This is a genomic window from Paenibacillus periandrae (genome assembly GCF_022458865.1).
GTDB lineage: Bacteria > Bacillota > Bacilli > Paenibacillales > NBRC-103111 > Paenibacillus_S > Paenibacillus_S periandrae.
The window spans coordinates 111,356-131,736 of record NZ_JAJNMU010000013.1 but is presented as its reverse complement, the minus strand read 5'-3'; the positions used below and the strand labels follow the sequence as shown (position 1 = coordinate 131,736).

Genomic DNA, 20,381 nt, shown 5'->3' with positions numbered 1-20,381 from the left:
GGATGATGGAAAAGGGGTGAGAGCGATGAGCGAACAATTTCTGGGACGCGGCTGGAAATTTCCTATTCAGGTGGATAAAGCAACAGGTCGGATCATGATGTCGGAATATGAACAGGATATCGCTGAAGCGATCCGCATCATCCTCGGAACCTCTCTGGGAGAACGTACGATGCGACCTGATTTTGGCTGCGATGTGATTAATTTTGCATTTGGGAATACGGACGCTACGACCTTACGACTGCTGGAAAGCAGTATTCGGGAGGGTATCCAAAATTGGGAGCCCCGTGTGCATGAGATCGAGGTTCAGGCCATTGTGGACAATGGAGATATAGGTAGAGTTAATATAGGTATTCGATATACAGTGCGTACGACTAACAATTTGTTTAATCTGGTATATCCTTTCTATATCCATGAGGGCTCGAAGTAAACAAGCGGGGAAAAGGTGGAATCATCGATCATGACAAAGCGGACAGAGAGGGGGTGGATGCATGCAGCCTCCCAAAATTGATAAGCGCGAGAAGCAGGACCTGATAGCCCAGATGAAGGAAATGGTTCCGTATTATACACCGGAATGGCGGTTTTCGCCTGAGGACCCGGACCCGGGTAGTGCACTGTTTCTCATATTTGCTGACATGTTTCAGGAAAATATTAAACGCATGAACCGGGTGCCTTTTAAAAACCTTGTTGCCTTCATGAACTTGTTTGATGTTTCTTTGCTTCCGGCACGCCCAGCCAGTACGTTTTTGACGTTTCGCTTGAATTCGGGAGTTCAGCAGCCTGTGCTGATTCCAGCTGGTACGCAGGTTGCGGCTCCCGGTGTGGATAGCGACATTTTATTTGAGACGGAACGGCTGCTGCTGCTCACCCCTGCAGTACTCATTGCCGCTTTTCTGACCAGCAAGAAGCACGATTCCATCCTGCAAATACCAGAGCCGTGGGTGACTGCAGCGCAAGCCGGATTAGCGGAGCCAAGTCCTTTATTCCAGCTTCCGGATGCACATAATCTTCAGGAGCATGTGCTTTATTTGGAGCATGGCGATATGTTTCTACTTCACGAAACAGCTCGAATCGAGCTGGAGGTCGTTCATTCCACCAAGCCCCATGAGGAGCTGAGCCTAAGCCAGCGGCTGGCGGACCCTTCGTTAGCTGAATGGTTGTATCCTACAGATAACGGCTGGACCCCCTTTGACCGTGTTGAATCAGAGGGAAATCGGGTCATTTTACATAAAATGCAACTTGGCGAAGTGACTCAGCAGGAGCTGTCCGGTCGAAGTGGACGCTATATTCAATGCCGGATGAAAAGGGGCAGCAGTCATACACCTTCACTTGCCGATCAGCGGCTGGAGCTGGACCGTATTCACGTGAAAACGGATTATGTGGACAGTCTGGCACGGGGTGGAATAGCGCCCGATATGATGTTTTATAATGATATTCAGGCAAATGCTGATGATGGTTTTTACCCGTTTGGGGATCAGTTCATTCCGTACGGTACCTTCTATGTATCCAGCGATGAGGTGCTTAGCAAGCGAGATGGCATGATTACGATGACGTTTGCACTTAAAGTCATTCCTAACCGGTTTCAAATGGAGCAGGAGCAGGTTGTGGACTGGAAGCTTGTCATGAAAAAATCCAGCTTTGCCAGACCAAATCCGCCGATCGTTGCGATTGCTCTGGTGATCTGGGAATATTGGAATGGGAGTGCCTGGGTCAGACTGGATGCAGGCAGAGAGGCTGAAAACTTATTTTATCGGCCTGGTGAAGAGCTGCAGCGCAAGCAGGTGTCGTTCCGGTGTCCACAGGATCTGGAAGAAACATTTGTTAATTCTCATCTGAGTCATTGGATTCGGGCGCGTATTTTGCAAATTGAAAATCTGTATTCGGCGCTTCCTGTATACCTTTCTCCGTGGATGGAGGGGGTTAGGCTAACTTACGCATACCCAGAGCGATTGTACCCACTTCGCGGCTGTCTTGCGCTTAACCACACGGTTATGATAGATCAAACCTTACAAAGCCAGGGACATTCGGGGCCGTTCCAGCCTTTTTTTCATATGGAGGTCAACCACCCGGCGCTGCATCTTGCGTTTGATGTACCTCCAGTTAAAGGACCAATCTCTATATTAGTATCCGTCCAGCCGCAAAAGCTGACAGAAAAAGATATTCCACTGCTCGAATGGGAGTATTGGCGGGCTGGTTATTCGGGGGAAGGCCCAAGATGGTCAGTGCTCAAGGTGATTGATGATACGAACGGATTAACAAGGACGGGTTCTTTGCAATTTGCAGGTCCCGCCGATTTTCAACGAACCTCCCTGTTTGGTAAGGATGGCTATTGGCTGCGTGCGGTCAACAGGGATGACAAATATGATGATTTCTCGGGCAATGTGGCGATACCCGTTGTGAATGGGATGTATGTCAATACGATAGCGGCTGTTCAGCAGGAAACCGTACATAACGAATATCCCGATCCAAGGGCAGGGGAGATTGCCTCCGAGTTTCAGCTGAGCAGAACTCCTGTTGTCGCGGAAACGGTCTGGGTCGATGAAACAGGGGCAATGGCCGAGGAAGAGGTACGGCAGCATTTGGAGCAGGGCACCTTGGAGCTAGATGTGATTCGTGATACGGACGGGTATATTTACCGATTATGGGTAAAATGGCTTCCAGTAGCCCATCTGAGTGACTCTGGTGGTGAGGATCGCCATTATGCTATCGATCGGGCCTTTGGCCGAATCCGGTTCGGCGATGGGATACACGGCAAAGTGCCACCCAAGGGTGGTCTTGAACAAATAAAGGTGACTTACAAGGTAACTCGCGGCAAAGAAGGCAATGTTGGGGCGGGGCAGATTGCCAGCTTGCAAAACTCGATTGCTTTTGTAGGGGGAGCCATGAACCCGGAGGCAGCGGCTGGCGGCTGCGATGCGGAGAAACAGGAATCAGCCATGCGTCGTGGACCACAGCAGCTCAAGCATCGGGGGCGTGCGGTAACAGCAAAGGATTTCGAGTGGCTGGCACGTGAGGCTTATCCGAACATTGCGAGGGTGACCTGTCTGGCAAATTACAATGCGCGGGTGGAGAAGGAGATCGGCTGTATTACTTTGGTTATTTTGCCTCAAGAGGGTGTTGGGGGCCTCGCAGCCTTTCCAGAGCTCAAGCGGCAGGTTGAACGTTATGTGCTGCAGCGCGCTTCGAGTATGGTGGCTTTGCCTGATCGCATTCAGGTCATTCAGCCGGCCTTCATCGAGGTATCCGTAACCGCATATGTGGCTGTCGAAGGTATGGATGCGGTTGTACCGACAGAGCTTGCGGCGATAGCCAAGCTGCAGCAGTTTCTTGACCCGCTCTCGGGCAATTATGATGGAAAGGGCTGGGAAATCGGTCAGGATATCCACCTTTCGATGTTTTATGCACTTTTAAAATCGATTCATTCGATTAACCATGTCGAAAAGCTGTATATGTCGGTATACAAGATCGAGGATCATATTCGTACCGAGCTGGATGTTAACAGCCTGCCCTCTCTTTTGCATGGAATTATCATCAGCGGTATGCACAAGGTAGTCGTAACCGCGCTTTAAAATGGATTGTTGTTCAAGTCTGAAGAGACTTATCGATAATACTGGATACGAAAGGAGGTATAACGATTGCTGCCCATACCGAATTTGGACGATCGTTATTTTGATCAAATTGTACAGGATGCCAGAAAGGCGATTCCCAAGCTATTTCCGCAGTGGACGGATGAAAATGCACATGATCCGGGGATTACACTGATCGAGCTGATGTCTTGGATGACGGAGGCTCAACAGTATTATTTGAACCGGATTACGGAAAAGAATGAGCGTAAATTTCTAAAGCTGCTTGGTATTCGCCTCAAGGAATCGATTTCTGCAAGAGCACAGCTGGCCTTTACGGGAATGCAGGAGCGTCAGGTGCTGCCCAAGGGTACGAGGCTTGCCGCAATGGATCAACTATTCGAAACGGTTGAAACCCTACAGGCAGTCCCTTCCACTCTGGATAAAATAATAGTACGTACGGCTGTGGCGGCAAGCGATTATACCTCTTCCAATGATCATGCGAGTATTGCCTATTATGCCTTCGGACCGGATGCCAAAAGTGGAAGCAAGCTGTATCTTGGTTTTGACCATGAGCTCCCGACAGGGATTCCAATTTCGATATCGTTCAAGCTGTTTGATGGTTATCCTGTTCCTGTGGGGGTAGCTGCCGATGGAATGGCCGAAATGATTTCCTCGGTAGGCGTTTCATGGAAATATGTAGGCTCTGAGGACGGAGAAGGCTGGCTGCCAGTCGAGCTGCTTCGCGACACTACGATGCACTTGTCACAGACTGGACAGATTGTGCTGTATCTGGATAAGCCAATGAGGCCGATGCTTGTGCATCCCGCTAACGACAAACGGCGGTATTGGCTGTGCTGCACGCTGGAAAGCGATGGCTATGAGCTGGCGCCGAAGATCGAGCAGATTCATATTAATACGGTTGAAGCTGTACAGCGCACTACCTGGAGCGAAGCCGTAGTATTCGACAGCTCAGGTGAGGCTGGGATCCTATGCAGCCGTGTGGCTCATCTTCCCTATTACGGATTGAACCTCGTACAGGTTCGTGAAGCCGGGGGGGATTGGCGCGATTGGCAGGCTGTTACGGATATCCGTAACAGCGGGCCCGCGGACTGCAGCTATGAGCTTTCCCGTGATCCGCTGCTGAAAAAGACCATAATCCGCTTTGGCGATGGACAGCACGGAGCCATTCCGCCGATGGGGAAACAAATGATTCGGCTTATCTCCTATTTGCCCGATTTTGAGCTGGACCGCTGGATTGGTGGCAGCAATGGGCTTCCTCAGCAGGAATTCGAGGTCAAACGGGCGCAGCGGTGCTTGAAGGGCTCCCTGCTGCTTCAGGTCGGACGGAGAGATCCAGGGATATCCGGCTTTATCTGGGAGGATTGGACACGTGTTGAGGATTTTGACCAATCGGGTTCAGAGGACCGGCATTATGTGTGGGATGAAGCCAATTATGTATTCCGCTTTGGCAACAATGAGGAGGGCTGGATTCCTCACGATTCCGACCAGGACAACCTGCGAATCATATCGCTGCAAACCGGTGGTGGTCAAAGGGGCAACGTCAAGGATGGACTGATTTCGGAGTTCGTCACGGATGATCCTGAGCTTCAGGGGATCAGCGTTACCAATCCCACTCCCGCATCGGGTGGATCTGAAGCCGAATCCGTAGAGGAGGCCAAGCATCGCGTGCGAAGAGACCTGCATACGCCTTACCGGGCGGTGACAGCTGAGGATTATGAGGCTATTGCCCGTGCAACGCCTGGGCTTCGTGTCGCAAGAGTGAAAGCCATACCCCTCTATAAGCCGGGCATGGTGGAGCAGGAGCAGGCCAAGACGGCAGCACAAATGACAGTCGTTGTCGTTCCTTACAGCGAGAGCTCACAGCCAAAGGCGGGCGTTGGTTTTCTGCGAACAGTAAGAAAACATCTGGAATTGCACCGATTGCTGACAACCGAGCTGCATGTCATACCAGCCGAATATATTAAGATTACGGTGCATGCGGTAGTGGTCGTGGAGCCGCAATTGAAGGAGGAGCCGAGGCGGATTCTTCATGAGCTGTACGGGCTGCTGCAGCCTTTGGATCGAACGGATGGATCAACGGGCTGGACGTTTGGAAGGGCCGTATATAAAGGCGATATTTATGGAGCGATCAGTCGCCTGAAGGGTGTCGTTTATGTACAGGACGTGTGGATCGATTTTGAAGGCTCAGGTGCGCGTAAAAATGCGAGCGGCGACATCCTCATTCCTCCGTATGGGTTGGTAACCTCTGGTGAGCATCAGGTAGAGCTGATCAGTAAAGCTGACGTATAACCGTGAGTCTAACTTATGAAATGCGGGGGCTAAAGAGAACGCAGCCAACACGTGCGTTGTTGGTTGGCTTCTGAAGGTGTGAAATCTGTCGATGTTCATCGTTTTAAGGATTCAGCAGGCTGTTGACGAAGGAGGTGAAAGCCGTGCAGGACCCGTACCAGTTTTTCTCATTGAACAAACAATCGGATTGGGATAAAGGCCGATATTACAATCTCCATATGGTAAGTGGGGGGCTCGGGCTGCACCAGACCGAGAAATATGGCATCCATAAGGTGATCCAGCCTGAGGAAATGGATGGTCCGCAGAATCCACTTGATTTTGCTGTTGGTCAGAATGGCAAGCTGTTCGTCATGGATGAGCGAGCAGTGGTATGGTCGTACGACGCAGAAAATCAATACACGGAGCAGCTATTTCGTCAAGGGCATGATTTATTTAAGGCCAGTGCGGTATTGGCTGCAAGCAGAGACACGCTTTATATCGCGGATCCGAACAGCGAGCGGCGTATAGCGGCTTACTCGGTATCGAATAGCCAGCAGGTTTGGGCTGCCCAGGAATGGCAGGGAAAACCGTTGTATCCGCTGGCAATTGTGTCTGACTCACAAAAAAGACTGTATACCGTGATCCCGCTGGATATGATTATTGGGATGAATGGAAATGAAGAAGTGCCGGAGGGAGGGCGACTGGGGATTGTGCAGTGGAGCCCGGGCGGGGAAGTTATTCGTGTCTATCAGCACGACTCGCTCCGACTGGAACAGGCGACGGCTGCCGCCGATTTACTCAAAAGATACTATACCGCTGTTAATACTGTGGGAGCTGTTTATTTGTTCGATACGGAGCGTAAGCTGGTCGTATCCTTTGACGAGGATGGGACGTTGTCTGTACAATTCTCGATTGCTCCTAAAGGCACATTTGCGGGTCTTTCCATTGATACGAATAATAATATATATATTGGCGACAGTCGTTATGTCAGTCCGGATGAAGAGGACGAGCGTTTTATTCTGAAGTACGGGCAGCAGGGTGATTTTCAAGCCAAGGTGTCGGGATTCCGTGGTCGGACGGACAAGCTTCTGCTCGGTCCACGGGATTGGATGTATGTGCTGGATGGGATAACCGGCGAAATCACCCTGCTGGAGCTGCAGCCGAGAACGATGGAGCTTGAGGAAACCTCCTTAACGGAAGGGATTTATTTCTCCCATGCACTCGATACACGTTCCACCGAAACGGAATGGCACCGTGTACAGCTGGAAGCCTTGATTCCCGATGAAACGCAGGTGCGGCTATATTATTACACATCTGATCGTAATGAGGAATGGTTGGATGGACATTTTACCGATCTCAGTGCGTACTTGAAGGATCCCGTGATTCCGCTCAGAGACAAGCTGAAAGCAACAAAGGACCTGTGGTCGGAGCCGATTACAAACCCGCGGGATGCGCTGCTTATGAATGCCATGGGCCGCAACTTGTGGCTGAAGCTGGAAGTTGTCGGCAGTGAGCGGCGTACGCCGGTATTGACCAGACTTCGCGTCTATTTTCCACGTAAGTCGCTGATCTCGTATTTGCCTTCCATTTATCAGGAGCAGCAGGATGATAGCCGATTTTTGGAACGGTTTCTGGCCTTGTTTGGCTCGTACTTTCAGGATATGGAGGAGAAGATTGATCATATCTCCAAATATTTTGACCCGAACGCGGTTCATGGGCAGTATTTAACCTGGCTCGGTACATGGCTGGCCGTTCATGAGGATGAATCGTGGGGCGAGGAGAAGCTGCGCCAGCTGATCAAGCAGGCTCCAGAGCTCTACAAGCTGCGAGGTACGAGACAGGGCCTGCTGCGGATGCTTCACATTTACACGGGGGCAGAGCCGTACATCATTGAATATTTTCAAATGAAACAAATGCAGGAGAAATCGGAGCTGCGTGAGCTCCTGTCCCGTCTATACGGCGATAATCCGTACTGTTTTTGTGTGATGCTGCCGCAGGAATGCGTGCAAACTGATAAGCAGCGGCTCATTATCGAATCAATCATCGATGATCAAAAGCCTGCTTTTACCGAAGGCAAGCTCACCCTGCTGCAGCCATGGATGTACATGGATATGCATTCCTACATGGGGATTAACACCTTTTTATCGGAACCGACACTGCTGACGCTGGATCAAAAATCATCGATGCCTTACAATACGGTCTTGATTGATCTTGAACGTGACAAGCGAATGGACATTCATACCCGTCTCGGATTGGATTCCGAATTAGAATAATTAAACCATCTGTGAATATGAATCAAAATAGGGGAAGGCGAGGGGATTGTGGGATGAAAAAGACACGGTATTATCCATTTGAGCGCAATCGCTATTTTTATGGGAAGCTGTTAACCGTTCGTGACTTTGAATCGGAGCAGAAATATTTTAATGACAAGCGGCGTTTGATGAATCGACTGCTGCACGGTACAGGCGTGATTACAGGCTTGCAGGTTATCGCCGTGGATGATAAATCGGTTTCTGTGGAAATGGGAGCCGCTATTGATGCGCTGGGCCGGGAAATTATTATTCCTTCTCCAGTGACACTCAAGCTGTCGATGATGCAGGGATTTTCGAACAATGAGTACGCCAAAAATGTGTATCTGTGTCTGGCCTACGATGAAAAGGGTAAGGAACCCGTTCATTCCGTAGCGAACGCGGCTGTTCGTTCCGATGAAATCAGCGAATATAATCGCATGCTGGAAAGCTATAAGCTGTTTATACGCGAGGAAGCCCCCGACCCTTCTGTATTCCCTATCGAGAGCATCATGGAGCAGACCAGTGTGCTGTATCAGGATGGACATATTCGTATACTGCAGCGAACACCACGTTATGTGAATCCGGGGCAGCTGTTTGATGTGACCTTTGTTATCGAAAAGACGCTGCAGGCGGCCAAAATATCCTTTGATTTCGAATTGATTGGACATCAGCTGCAGGCTGAGCATGACGCTAGAGTCGTGTTCAACGAGCCTCAGGAACGGCAGGAAACCGAATATGAGGTAACGGTTAAGCTGCGTGCAGATAACTCATCGCGCGGCAAGGCGACTGTCGGGATTAGACAGGACCATGCACTTCTGCGAATCGGTGATAAGCAGGTCAGCTTGTCCTCATCGAGAGCAAATGAAGTGATGATTATGGATGGGGCTGTTGACAAGCAGTGGATCGATGATTTTGTGAACCGCTCATTGGAGGATTCTCTGGACTCACCTTCCGATCCTTGCATTTATCTGGCCCGAATCAGTCTGCTTCAAATGGGTCCGACCTATATGATTGAAAAAGTCGATCAGGTTCCATTCAACGAATATGTGTACAATGCTTCTGCCCTGCACAAGCTGAAAGGCAAGGAAAGCCCTGCCCCGGCAACGCCGTTCAGCGGTTCGATTACGGCCAAATCGAGTCTCAGGAAAATAGCGGGTGACCAAGAGCCTGAGCTTAACGTTACCTTCAATAAGGACAAAGGTGAGCTTAACTTTGATCTGGGACTCCCTGAAGTACAATCCGGTGATCAGGTAAGGACAGGTGTTGTTGAAATCCCGATAGCTTCCTTGAATAAATTCGCGGCTTCCCCTTTTGGCCGTGGGGGCAAAAGCTATGTATCCGCCGAGATCGAGCATGGTCTTGGCCGAGGCAGTTTGTTCATTTACACAGGGATTGAGGAAATCAATGAAGACTATATTTCCGACATTCTGAGCAGCAGTGAACGCTTGTACTCTGGCTCTACGGATGTATTCAAAGGCAGCGAGCATGAGCCGAGTGGTCCAGACGTCAAGATCGGAACCGTGTTGTATCCGCAAAAGGGTACGTTCCGCATCGGTGTGAGGCTTCAGCAGCCTACGGAGGCGACACAAATCAATATCCGTTGGTGGGCCTTCAAAAAGGCGATTGAAAGCGGAGCGGGCAGCGACGATACCGTCGATATTTCTTCGTTGGAAGCGGCGAGTGGACGGGAAGAGCAATCTTAAGAAATTGAATCTATAAAGTGCTACCGCTAGAAGTCCGGTGAAGAACGAGCGCAGCGGCCAAATGATCCTGGAGAAGCGTAAGCGTTCGCCTTTGAAATCGTGAATAAACCGCTTAATCTCATCCAATTTCACGATTTCAACAGCTGAGAGTTTGCTAAAGCAAACTGGCTTCGTAAGCACTACCCCGGAAGGATATTTGGCCGCGCAGCGAGACTTATTCACCGGACTTCTAGCAGATGACAAGTTATGTAGGTAAAGGTCGGCCTTCCGTAAGGGGAAAGCCGATTTTTTATATTTGCTTCGTAACCGCTGCACGTCTCATAAATCGGTCAGCAACACGATTAAACCCATACGATTCATACAGCGAGTGGGCGTCTTTGGTTCCGAGGAGCCCATTGATTCCTTGCAAGGCTTCGGAGTTAATAATTGTCTCAACCAATTTTTTACCGATTCCTTGACCGCGATACTGTTCATCAATGAACACATCACACAAATAATACATCGTAGCTCCATCTGTAATAACTCTTGCAAAGCCAATCTGCCGATTCTGATCATAGACGCCATAGCACAGCGAATGTTCGATGGCTTTCTGCGTTTTCTCGATCGGCCGCTCGTTGGCCCAGTAGCTTCTGGATAAAAATCCACCTATAATGTCGATATCCAGCCTTGTTTTGTCATCGCTGATTGTATACGTGTTGAAGGTTACTTCCAATTTGCAGCACTCCTCGCAAAAATGTAATGGTGGGTCTATAGATTTCCTCATTACTCATTCCCTGCGAATGATTAGAATTCCTTTTAATCCCTTAATGACGATTCCGTTGTTAAAATCTGAGCTACCCATTGATAGCAGGCTTCCAATTGTTCATCACTAATGAGTTGGGAGCGATGCTCAAACATGATTTTGATACTGGGGTTCTTTTCTTTGATGATAAGTAAATAGTCCTCGATCGGTGCCCAGCCGTCATCCGGGCTTAAATCGGGCAATACCGGGAACTTTTTTTGCTCGATACGATCCGTTACTTTGATATTGGATAGATGCAGAAGATGTGCGTATGGGGCATACCTGCGAATAATGGCTCTTGAGTTGAAGTTTGGATCGATGCACTCCTGCAGGTACAGTCTGCTCGTATCCAGACATAATCGAATGGTGGGGTAACGCTGCAATAAGGATTCCAGAAAATCCGTTTCGTAAATATAGGGATTCAAAGCGTCCAATTCCAGTACAGGAATGAACGTATAAGCATTACCTTTTGCAGCCAGCCATTCAAATAAAAATTCGCTCTTTTCCTGAAATTCTTCGAATGAAAACCCACTCTCATACACATATTCCCGTCTATCCTCAAAATGCCAAAGCGCCCAATCTACACGATCGTCCAAAATTACAGGCTTGGGATAATGAAACAAGATATAGTCTGGTTGGACTGCAGTCGCATACTCCAATTCCTCTTCGACAGATGCAAAGGCTTGTTGACGGGTCGCATCATCCTGCGATAAAAATAAAGCATCCCTTAACTGATACGCACCGGCACGCAGCGGGAAATGAATACCCACCTGGAAGCCCCCTCGTCTGGACTCGTGAATCAGATTTAACGTATCCTGCTCCTGCTCAAACAGGCAAGCCTCAATGCCGTAAAAATTATTGCGAAAGTCGCGATGAAATTTCGTGAAATCAAAGCTACTATATTGGCCGATCATAAATGTGTTCATTGGAGAGCTCCTTCTTAGAGATATAAGAAAAAAAGGGATGTCACGTAAGGCCTTTTGACCTTAGGGGACATCCTCTAGCTGTGGGATACGAGTTAATTTGCCGGCTTTGTCGGTATAATTTCAAGCTGGGTAGCGGTATTGCCAGCTACGCGGTGAGTGAAAGTAAGCAGGTAATCATCCTTATAATAGCTATTGGTATAGCTTCCCGGTTGGTCAGCCCGCTTGAGCTCCAGGATTCGATAACCCAGCGCATTCGGCTGCTTGGGGTCGGTGAAGGTTTCTACAGCAGGAACGATAAGAGCCAGAGGCTTGCTTCCCCATAAGGTGAACGAGGTGACGGTAGCCTCCTTGGGGTTGGCTGGAGAAGCGCTGACAATAAAGGTCATCTGATAATTCGGATAGCCCAGCTTCAGCTCGATAATATCGCTCGCTGCTGCTCCTCCGTTAGTGGCATTGCCGCCAGTAATTCCGTTTACACCCGCAGCGCTATCTATACCTGTACCAGGCAAGGTTGTTCTTGTAGTGTTACCAGCCGCTCCAGTTGCGCTTGGGTTGGCTCCGCCAGTCACTGCTGTTCCGCCTGCCCCTGTAGTACCTCCAGCACCACCAGCGGCCCCTGCTGCATCGTTTAAAGCGGCCAGAGGATCGGGCATGCCAAGCAGGGTGACTTCAGCTGGCTTGCCGAGCATATCCTCAAGCTTTTTGCTCGACAGACCGATGTAGCTCTGTAAATTCACGTTACCGCTTACGAAGAATGATTTCAGTACAGGAGAACCGTCCGCATCGAATAAGGTTCCAATTCCATCGTACCTCCCGCTTTTGAAATCACCCTTGTACAGGGTTCTTCCTGCCTCATCCATCAATTCGCCAACACCATGATATACATTGTTGATGAAGCCGCCTTTATAGGTAACGAGGCCTTTGTCGCTCGAAGCAATTCCTTCTCCGTTATACGAGCCTGCCGTAAAGGCGCCTTTGTATTTGAGCATCCCGTTTTCATGAAATTCACTGCCTTCTCCCGAAAACTTGCCGTTTTTGAAGGCTCCTTCATAGAGCATAATGCCTTTGCTGTTGAATAGCTTACCTACTCCGTTGAACTCATTTCCAGCAAAATCTCCCTCGTACAGCAAAATCCCGGTTGCATCGAACAGCTTGCCTGCACCACTGTATTTCCCTGCGTGGAACGCGCCATCATATTGGATGCCGCCGTTTGGATAGAACAGCTTGCCTGAACCGCCGAATTGACCATTTTGGAATTCACCGATGTAGCGTACCTTTTGGTCCGGGGTGTAGAGAGTACCGAGTCCATTGTAAGCATCAGCGACAAATAGTCCTTTGTAAAGCAGTCTACCCTGCTCATCGTTCAAGGTGCCTGCGCCGCTCTTCTGTCCCTTGTCAAAGGCTCCCTCGTAGAGCAGCACTCCTTGTTTGCCGTAGAGCTTGCCTGTTCCCGCATACAGCCCATCAACAAGCTCGCCTTCGTATCGGGCACCCTGCTGTTCATCGACAACCTTGGCTTTTCCCGAGAAAGCAGAGGTTTTAGGTGTATTTTCCTGCAGGACGGTCGGTCGATTAAACCACTTATTTACAAAAACAGGGGGACGAATAAATATAAAGTAGGAAAGCAGCAAAATGATGAGAAAACAGATCAGCAGCAGACGCTTGGACACATAATAGTACCCGATTGGCACATAATTGCTGAGAGAGGATTCCTTGGTTCCCAGTATGGCTTTCAGGTAGGCCTGGAATTTTTTGATAAGAGCCATGGTGAGTGCTCTCAATTTAAAAATCGGTTTTAACATCTTGGTGAATATAGGGGATACAACCGGCCTGAAGATCGTATCCATAGTTTTTACGAATGCATTCACGTTCTCACTCCTATTGCAGGATCGCCCGCATGCCAACATGAAGGCTGTAAATCGTAGCTATTCTTAGCTGAAACTTGCTTATGGCACTTGAATGGTTGCTTGTCCGGGATTGACTACTTGAATGACGCCACCCCAATTGCACATGCATTTGGAGCTGTTGTTGAGGGCGGGCATGTTGGCTACCAGCACGGTTGGAGCACCAGGCGCCCAAGGCGCCGCTGTAACAGGAACGCAGGGCATAGGGGTTAATACGCCAAAAGCGGCTGCAGTTGCAGCGGCCACTGTGGGGTTAGCCGGAGAGTTGCACATACCAAAGGGCATGATGTTCAGCATCGGTTTGTTATCCATAATATTGGCAATGGGCATGGAGGTCATCACCAGATTGGCAGGGAGCACGTTCAAGGTGCCTGGAGCAGCACCAAAGCTGCATTGCAGCATTGCGCCTCCGCAGACGAGTATACCCATAGAATCTACCACCTTATCCTCATATTAGTGCGTACAAGAGCTGTGAATCTATAGTTTCATAGTACTAAATAAAGCGGAAAGCAGCAATAAATTCCTTTTCCTGCTAAGGACTGCAGCAAGATTTGTCGATAAATAAGATGCGAGATTGCCAGAGTTGATGTACTATGAATGTAATGTTATTTAACGTCGGAGGGGTTTGAATTGGTGTCTGCGCAACGTGTTGGAGCTTGCCTCGTCCTGCTCCTTTTGTTGAATCAAGGGTTCATGTTAGCGGCTTTCGCTGCTCCTGGGGATCAGATCAAGGATCTGCCTTTAAAGGAGGCCATCCAACTGGGCATTAAGAACAGCCAGGAAATTCGGGACGCCAGGTCAGACATAACCAAAAAGAATGCAGAACTGGTACAGGCACAGTATGCGGTGCAAAGCGAGGAAGCCAAGGATTCCAGTTTATTTGCCAAGCCGCGAAATTTGAGCAAGGACCTGCAAATTCGTTTAAAAGTTCCAGAAGCACGCAAGCAGCAGCTGATAGCTAATGAGACACTGCGAAGCAAGACTTTGTCCGTGCAATATGAGATGGAAAAGCTGTATGGGAACGCACTGCAGGGGTTGCTTGCAGAAAATGCGGCACGTAAAAAGCTGGATGCGGCCAAGAGCCAGCTGGAGGGCGTGAGAAACAAGCAGAAGTTCGGACTAGCCGATCAGGCGGCCCATGATCAAGCCGAGAAGAGCCTGGAGCAAGCGGCATCGGGATTGAAGCTGGCGCAGCTTTCGTACAAATCGAGTCTGCTCGCATTAGGGGATAAGGTCGGAATGGATCTGCAGGCTGGCGTCAAGCTTTCCTACATACAGGATTACGGTGATCTGAACCAAGCCATGTTGGAAAAATACAGCGTCAATGCTCAAAAGACGAACCTGCCCTTGATTCAGGACCGTGAGGATCGCAGACTCGCGGATATGAAGGTGGATGTGTCTCGCAAGCTGTATGCCTCCAAGTTCGGCGAAGCCCGCATGCGGGTGATTGAAAGCATGTACAAGGCGAAGGACATTGATTATGACCTGTTCATGGCGGGCTACGATGCTACGCTTGCGGGTATTCAGCAGGATTGGGAAGGCTTTATATGGCTTGCAATTTTCCCGATACCGAAGGTGCTGCTGCAGGGCGAGTATGATGGCATTCGTTATTTTGACGATATTCGCCAATCGCTGCCCATTTCGATGATGGATCAGAATAAAGCGGTGCTGAAGGAAAAAGACAGTCTGAAAAACGTGATATTATCCATTCGCCAATCTTACCTCGATGCCAAAGGTGCGGAGGAGGCTTATGCGCAGACCTTGAGGGAGCGCGATAAAGCCGCAGCTGCCGTTGCTGCAGCAGGTCAGAAGTTCAAGCTGGGCTTTATGAAGGCAGAGGAACTGCAATTGGTGGTGGATGCCAAGGATCAGGCTGAACTGACGGTGCTTAATAGCTGGATCAGCTACAAGCAGGCACTCGGCAAGCTGAATGTTGATACGGGTGGTGCAGTTGAGCCTACATATAAGGAAGGGATTTTGCCATACCGTGATATTGATGATGGACTTGCGAAGATCAATCCCACTGCCCCTGAATCGAAGGCTCAGGAAGGAAGTTGGAACCTCCAGCCAAAGATTGGAACATTGATTAGCGAGTTCTCTATTAAAGTCGACAAGAAGCTGGATGTGACGGATTATGCGTTATTTACAGCAGGAGGCAAGCAGATTGGCAAAAAAGAACCGATTCAAAAGCCATTAAGCGAGCTCAGCCTGCTGTTCAGTGAGCCGGAGGGCTTAAGGATCATCTTATACAGGGACAAGGAGATCGTGGCTGAAAGTGTTCCTGCCAGTTACGGAGCTGCGGGCACATTCAAGCTGGACCCTCCTGGTGAGCTGGCTGCAAAGCCAGCCGTTATCGAAGCTGTCGCAGCACCTAAGAAGGGTGAACCACCTACTGATGCGGGCACTACGCTGATGATCGGAACGTTTCGGATAGCTCTCGATGCGCTGACACCTGAGCTGTATACGGCTGCCAAAGGGACGATGGGCGAATCGGGACAAGCAATATTGATAAAGTCTGAGCTGACAGGGGGGGTATGGGTTTCAGCCGATCAAATGATTAATTTGCAGGCTTTGGAAAATCCGAAGGGCGACGCCGTAGTAGGTCCGGAGAAGCTGGCTTCATTTAAGCTGACGGTTGAGGTAAGTCCTAACGGACAGCTGGCACCACTGCTTACAGCAGCGCAAATGAACATCGAGCTGGAAACTTTGAAAAAGGAGCAGGAGCAGCTCAAGGTGGACAAGGAAAAGGCACTTGCCGCGAATAAGGCTGTCGATACCTTGGAGCTGTCGATAAAGCTGAAGGAATCCGAGGCAAAGTCAGCCTTCATACAGGCTTTGTTAAGCGGTGATCAGGCGGCGGCGATCAAGCAGGTTGCATTGTTGAATAACCCTGAGGCGCTCGCCAAGCAGCTGGAAGCGGACGTTGAAGCCTCGGGTATCCTGCAGAATGGCGGTAATGGAGGAACAGGGACAGGCGCAGGTGCTACAGGGAATGGTACTGACAATAACGCTGGAGGTGCTGGTGGAACGGGTGGGACCAACATAGGTGGAACCACGGGTACTACTGGCAATTCGGGAAGTCAGGCAGGAAGTGGAGCAACTGGAGGCTCTGCTGGTGGTAGCAGCGGAGCAACGCCTGGCGGTACTGGAAACGGAGCAGGAGCAGGAACTGCTGCGGGCGCAGGGGCCGCTGCTGAGCAGGCCGCACTGGTGAAGCGACAGGAGGAATTGGAGCTAAAGGTGAAGCAGGCTATAACCTCTGGAGATGCCCAGGCAGCAGCAGCACAGTTGACTACACTCATGGACACAGCTGGCAAGCTGGCCATATTGGAAAGCGGTAGCGCAGCTAGTATACAGGCGCTGCAGGATGCGCTTATCAAGCTGCAGGATGCGCAGCAAGCGGCTCAAGCACAAAAGGACACAGGCAAGGTCGAGCAGCTTCAAGGCTCAATCCATTCATTGAACCTGATGCTGCTGACCGTACAGAAGGAAGCTCTTTTCGCCAAGCTGGATACGATTAACGGTTTATCTGCCGAGCTTCTGAAGGATGCACAGGGGAACTTGTCAGCAACGGCGCAGCTGCCGATAGCTCTGACGGAGCAGCTGGCAGCGGAAAGCAAACAGACAATTGCAGAGATCGGCCAAATGGAGCTTGCCAAATATACGCCCGAACAGATGCAGGAGCTTACGGCAGCCACTGCGGAAATCGAACAGTCCTGGGGAGCACGTGCGCGGATTTTTCCGACAGAAAGTGTCATTTCGCCCAATTTAGTAGTCTCTTTTTCCGCTCCGCCTGTTATAATGAATGAAAAGGTATTTTTACCAGTAAGACCTGTTTCCGAAGCATTCGGAGCTATGGTGATGTGGGATGCTGAACAGCATTCCGTAACGATCAGTCTGGATAACACAACGATAGTTTGCAGCATAGATAATCCAGTCGGTTATGTCGATGGAGAGGCTGTTGCTCTGGAGACTATGCCCGTTATGATAGCAGGAAGAACCTATGTGCCGCTGCGTTTTGTAGCGGAGCTGCTGGGCATGCAGGTAGATTGGGACGACGGTACGAAAACCATTCGGATTTCTGCCGACTAGGACAAGCCAAGGCTTGTGAAATCGAGGCGATGAAGAACGATGAAGAAATGGGTAGTAGCTTTGCTGCTCACAGTGCTGATTATGGCTTCAGGTTATGTTGTATATCAAAAAAGCGACGTTATGACAAGCTCACCCTGGCAGCGCAATGTACCATTGAGCAGTATTTCCAAAGCAATAACGGATAAACAGAACAACCTCTATGTGATTCATAACTCCAAGAAGAGCATTGTCAAGCTCGACCCGCAAGGGACCGTCCTCTACACGATCAAGACGAATGATACGTTTAGCGACATTCACAGCTTCAACGGACTGGCAGTAGACAACGAAGGCAACCTGTATACGAGTAAAATGACGCTGGACCCTTATGGGCTCGTCGTCAAGTCGGAGCGGATCGTTAGGTTTTCGCCAACGGGTGAGGAGGTAGACAGCTTCTTTCCTCTGATTTATTCCAATCCTGCAGAGGCGAAGCGATTCAGGTACGGCAGCTTGAAATCGTTGGATGTGCACAATGATGTGCTAACCTTCTTTGTCGAGAACGGTGACAAGGTGACCATGTATCAGATGCCGGCAGGAGGGGAATTGGGAGCAACGCCTCAACCTGCCGGTTCCTGGCAGCTGCCCGCTGGTAAGTTCGTTGCAGGTGTTGTTGGCAATAACGCCAATCTGGTCTATATCACAGCACGCAGTGGTGAAATATACCGCATTAACGAAGGGGGGCAGGCTGAGCAGATTTATCCTTTAGCAGGCGTCGATCGGACCCGGAGGAACTTCCCTGAGCAGCTGCAGCTGGATAAATCAGGGCGTCTGGTATATATCGACTATAATGCTCAAGCGGTAAGCAGACTGGACCCAGCGCAGCCTTATGTGATCGAAGCGCTGTTAACGGTGGAAAAAGCGAAGCGGCAGGGGATCGACCTATCCTTCGAGGATATGACCGGCATCAGTACAGGTGCGGACAACGGATTAATCACTATGCATGAAAGACAAATTATTCGTCAAAATCCGGATGGCACGATCCAACCGCCGATAGTGCAAGGAAGCTATGCTTCTTCACAAATATTGTATAATTGGTTGATTTGGGCAATTGCGCTGGTCGGAGTGCTGCTGCTCGGCTTTGCAATTAGACTGTTTTACCTGCATATCATGCTTCGTCGTATTTCTTTGATGCTGAAGCAGATGATGGTGTTCATTCCGATCATTGTCGGCTCGATGATTTTGCTATCCTATTTTATTTACACCGATTTTACGGAAAAAATGGAGAACGAAACCTTGAGCGAGCTGTCCTTGCTGGCGCGAAACGGTCGTAATTTGATCGATGGTGACAAGCTGGAACGGATGAATTCACCGCTGGATTACAAAACCGCCGATTATAAGGTGTTCCGCCAGAAGATGGATTCGATCTTTGAGGATATCGGAGACAATGATGACGGAGGATTTTACAAAGCGCTGTACAAATACGAGAATGGCACGATTTATCGGATGATTGAAGATGCGGACGATGTGAATATGTTCAATCCGTTCCCCAAAACGCCGAAGAACACGAGGGTCGTGGAGCTTGGTACTGTGGAGACCGATCAGTGGCAGGATGATACCGGATTTTGGATGTATGCAATTGGCCCTATATTTAACAGCTCGGGCAAAATTGTCGGTGTGTTTGAGACAAGTAAAAATTTGGAGGGTATTTTGCAGCACCGCCAAAAGATTTTGCGCAATATTATCCAGACGATTGCCCTTATTACTTTGGTGCTGTTGGCGATTGTGCTGCTGACCTCTTATTATATTCTTTCCTCGATTCGCAAGCTGCGCAATTCGGCACTTGCCATTTCCAAAGGAAATTGGGAGACTGTCGTCGATATCCGTACAAGGGATGAAGTGGCCGATCTGGGAGACAGCTTTAATGTGATGGCATCGCATATTCGCAGCTACATTGCCAAGGTCACTCGGGTTAGCGAAGCGTATTATCGGTTCGTCCCTCAGCAATTTTTGAGGTTTCTGGATAAGGACAGTATTCTGGATGTAGAGCTGGGCGATCAGGTTGAGCAGGAAATGGGCATTTTGATCGTTAACATTCGCTCCTTCTATCTGTTATCCAAGCGGCTGACACCCGAGGAAAACTTTAATTTTGTGAATTCATATTTAAATCGTTTTGGTCCATTTATACGCAATAATGATGGGATGATCAACAAATACCAGGGTGCCGGTTTTATGGCTCTGTTCCCCAAGAGCTCAGATGAGGCGCTGCTGGCGGGCATCGGTATTATCAAGGAGCTGGAGATTTATAATGTACACCGGGCTAACTGCAATTACGCACCGATTGACATGGGCATTGGGCTGCACAAGGGTCCGCTTCGACTCGGTATTATCGGTGAGGAGCAGCGGCTGGAGGGCAACGTGATATCCGACGATGTTTATCTAACCAGCGTATTGGAAAAAATCACTGAGCCGCTTGGTGCGAGCATTCTCGTTTCCAGCTACATTATTGACTCGCTTCAAGCCAAAAGCAGCTTCCAATACCGCAACCTTGGGCTGATCCGGATTGAAGGCAAGGATGAGCCGGTGCAGCTGTATGATGTGTATCAAGGTGAGCCGGACACACTGAGAGCGTTGAAGGAAAAAACAAAGGCAAGGTTTGAGCAGGCGATATTGTTGTATCAGGTTGGACGCTTTTATGACGCAAGAGAAGCATTCCTCCAGGTAATCAAAGCAAATCGACAGGATAAAGCCGCCAAGCTGTACTTCTATTTATGTGATGAATATTTCCAGAATGGTACAACCGAGGATTGGAATGGAACCTTGTCCGTCTCTTAGTCTATTAGAATGGAGCCATCGATC

The 20,381-nt window shown here is 49.5% G+C and carries 11 protein-coding genes; 7 read left to right on the top strand and 4 right to left on the bottom strand.

What is annotated here, in order from left to right:
- Window positions 1–25: 25 nt before the first annotated feature.
- The 5 genes from LRL21_RS22375 to LRL21_RS22355 all read left to right on the top strand — a co-directional run bounded on the left by LRL21_RS22375 (window position 26) and on the right by LRL21_RS22355 (window position 9,846).
- Window positions 26–427 (top strand): GPW/gp25 family protein, encoded by a 402-nt coding sequence (locus LRL21_RS22375; RefSeq protein WP_076230398.1) that lies wholly within the window; start codon window positions 26–28, stop codon window positions 425–427.
- Between the two features lie 61 nt (window positions 428–488).
- Window positions 489–3,566, top strand: a complete 3,078-nt coding sequence (locus LRL21_RS22370; protein ID WP_240418007.1) for a putative baseplate assembly protein — start codon at window positions 489–491, stop codon at window positions 3,564–3,566.
- Window positions 3,567–3,632: 66 nt separating this feature from the next.
- Complete coding sequence (locus tag LRL21_RS22365; RefSeq protein WP_240418006.1) at window positions 3,633–5,873, top strand: putative baseplate assembly protein; 2,241 nt, start codon at window positions 3,633–3,635, stop codon at window positions 5,871–5,873.
- Between the two features lie 143 nt (window positions 5,874–6,016).
- Entirely contained in the window at window positions 6,017–8,125 is a 2,109-nt protein-coding gene (locus LRL21_RS46330) for a phage tail protein (protein ID WP_240418005.1), read from the top strand.
- A gap of 53 nt (window positions 8,126–8,178) precedes the next feature.
- The gene (locus LRL21_RS22355) at window positions 8,179–9,846 is read left to right on the top strand and encodes a hypothetical protein (RefSeq protein WP_240418004.1); all 1,668 of its coding nucleotides are present in this window, start codon (window positions 8,179–8,181) and stop codon (window positions 9,844–9,846) included.
- 289 nt (window positions 9,847–10,135) lie between these two features.
- Here LRL21_RS22355 and LRL21_RS22350 read toward each other — a convergent pair whose 3' ends face one another.
- From LRL21_RS22350 to LRL21_RS22335, 4 genes are all read right to left on the bottom strand, one after another.
- Entirely contained in the window at window positions 10,136–10,558 is a 423-nt protein-coding gene (locus LRL21_RS22350) for a GNAT family N-acetyltransferase (RefSeq protein ID WP_240418003.1), read from the bottom strand.
- Window positions 10,559–10,641: 83 nt separating this feature from the next.
- The gene (locus LRL21_RS22345; RefSeq protein WP_240418002.1) at window positions 10,642–11,553 is read right to left on the bottom strand and encodes a sugar phosphate isomerase/epimerase; all 912 of its coding nucleotides are present in this window, start codon (window positions 11,551–11,553) and stop codon (window positions 10,642–10,644) included.
- Window positions 11,554–11,645: 92 nt separating this feature from the next.
- Window positions 11,646–13,421 carry an MORN repeat-containing protein gene (locus tag LRL21_RS22340; protein ID WP_240418001.1) on the bottom strand — a complete coding sequence of 592 codons (1,776 nt, stop codon included), beginning with the start codon at window positions 13,419–13,421 and terminating at the stop codon, window positions 11,646–11,648.
- A 78-nt stretch (window positions 13,422–13,499) separates the two neighbouring features.
- Window positions 13,500–13,886: a DUF4280 domain-containing protein gene (locus tag LRL21_RS22335; RefSeq protein WP_076230390.1), complete on the bottom strand. Its 387-nt coding sequence runs from the start codon at window positions 13,884–13,886 to the stop codon at window positions 13,500–13,502.
- 204 nt (window positions 13,887–14,090) lie between these two features.
- Here LRL21_RS22335 and LRL21_RS46325 point away from each other — a divergent pair, with 204 nt between their 5' ends.
- Complete coding sequence (locus LRL21_RS46325; RefSeq protein ID WP_240418000.1) at window positions 14,091–17,549, top strand: stalk domain-containing protein; 3,459 nt, start codon at window positions 14,091–14,093, stop codon at window positions 17,547–17,549.
- Window positions 17,550–17,588: 39 nt separating this feature from the next.
- A complete protein-coding gene (locus LRL21_RS22325) occupies window positions 17,589–20,357 on the top strand; it encodes an adenylate/guanylate cyclase domain-containing protein (RefSeq protein WP_240417999.1) in 2,769 nt (922 codons plus the stop codon).
- Window positions 20,358–20,381: the final 24 nt, after the last annotated feature.

Excerpts from the sequence above, each read along its gene's own strand:
- LRL21_RS22375 (WP_076230398.1), top strand. The coding sequence starts at position 26 with ATGAGCGAACAATTTCTGGGACGCGGCTGGAAATTTCCTATTCAGGTG.
- LRL21_RS22335 (WP_076230390.1), bottom strand. The coding sequence starts at position 13,886 with ATGGGTATACTCGTCTGCGGAGGCGCAATGCTGCAATGCAGCTTTGGT.
- LRL21_RS22355 (WP_240418004.1), top strand. The coding sequence starts at position 8,179 with ATGAAAAAGACACGGTATTATCCATTTGAGCGCAATCGCTATTTTTAT.
- LRL21_RS22345 (WP_240418002.1), bottom strand. The coding sequence starts at position 11,553 with ATGAACACATTTATGATCGGCCAATATAGTAGCTTTGATTTCACGAAA.
- LRL21_RS22370 (WP_240418007.1), top strand. The coding sequence starts at position 489 with ATGCAGCCTCCCAAAATTGATAAGCGCGAGAAGCAGGACCTGATAGCC.
- LRL21_RS22325 (WP_240417999.1), top strand. The coding sequence starts at position 17,589 with ATGAAGAAATGGGTAGTAGCTTTGCTGCTCACAGTGCTGATTATGGCT.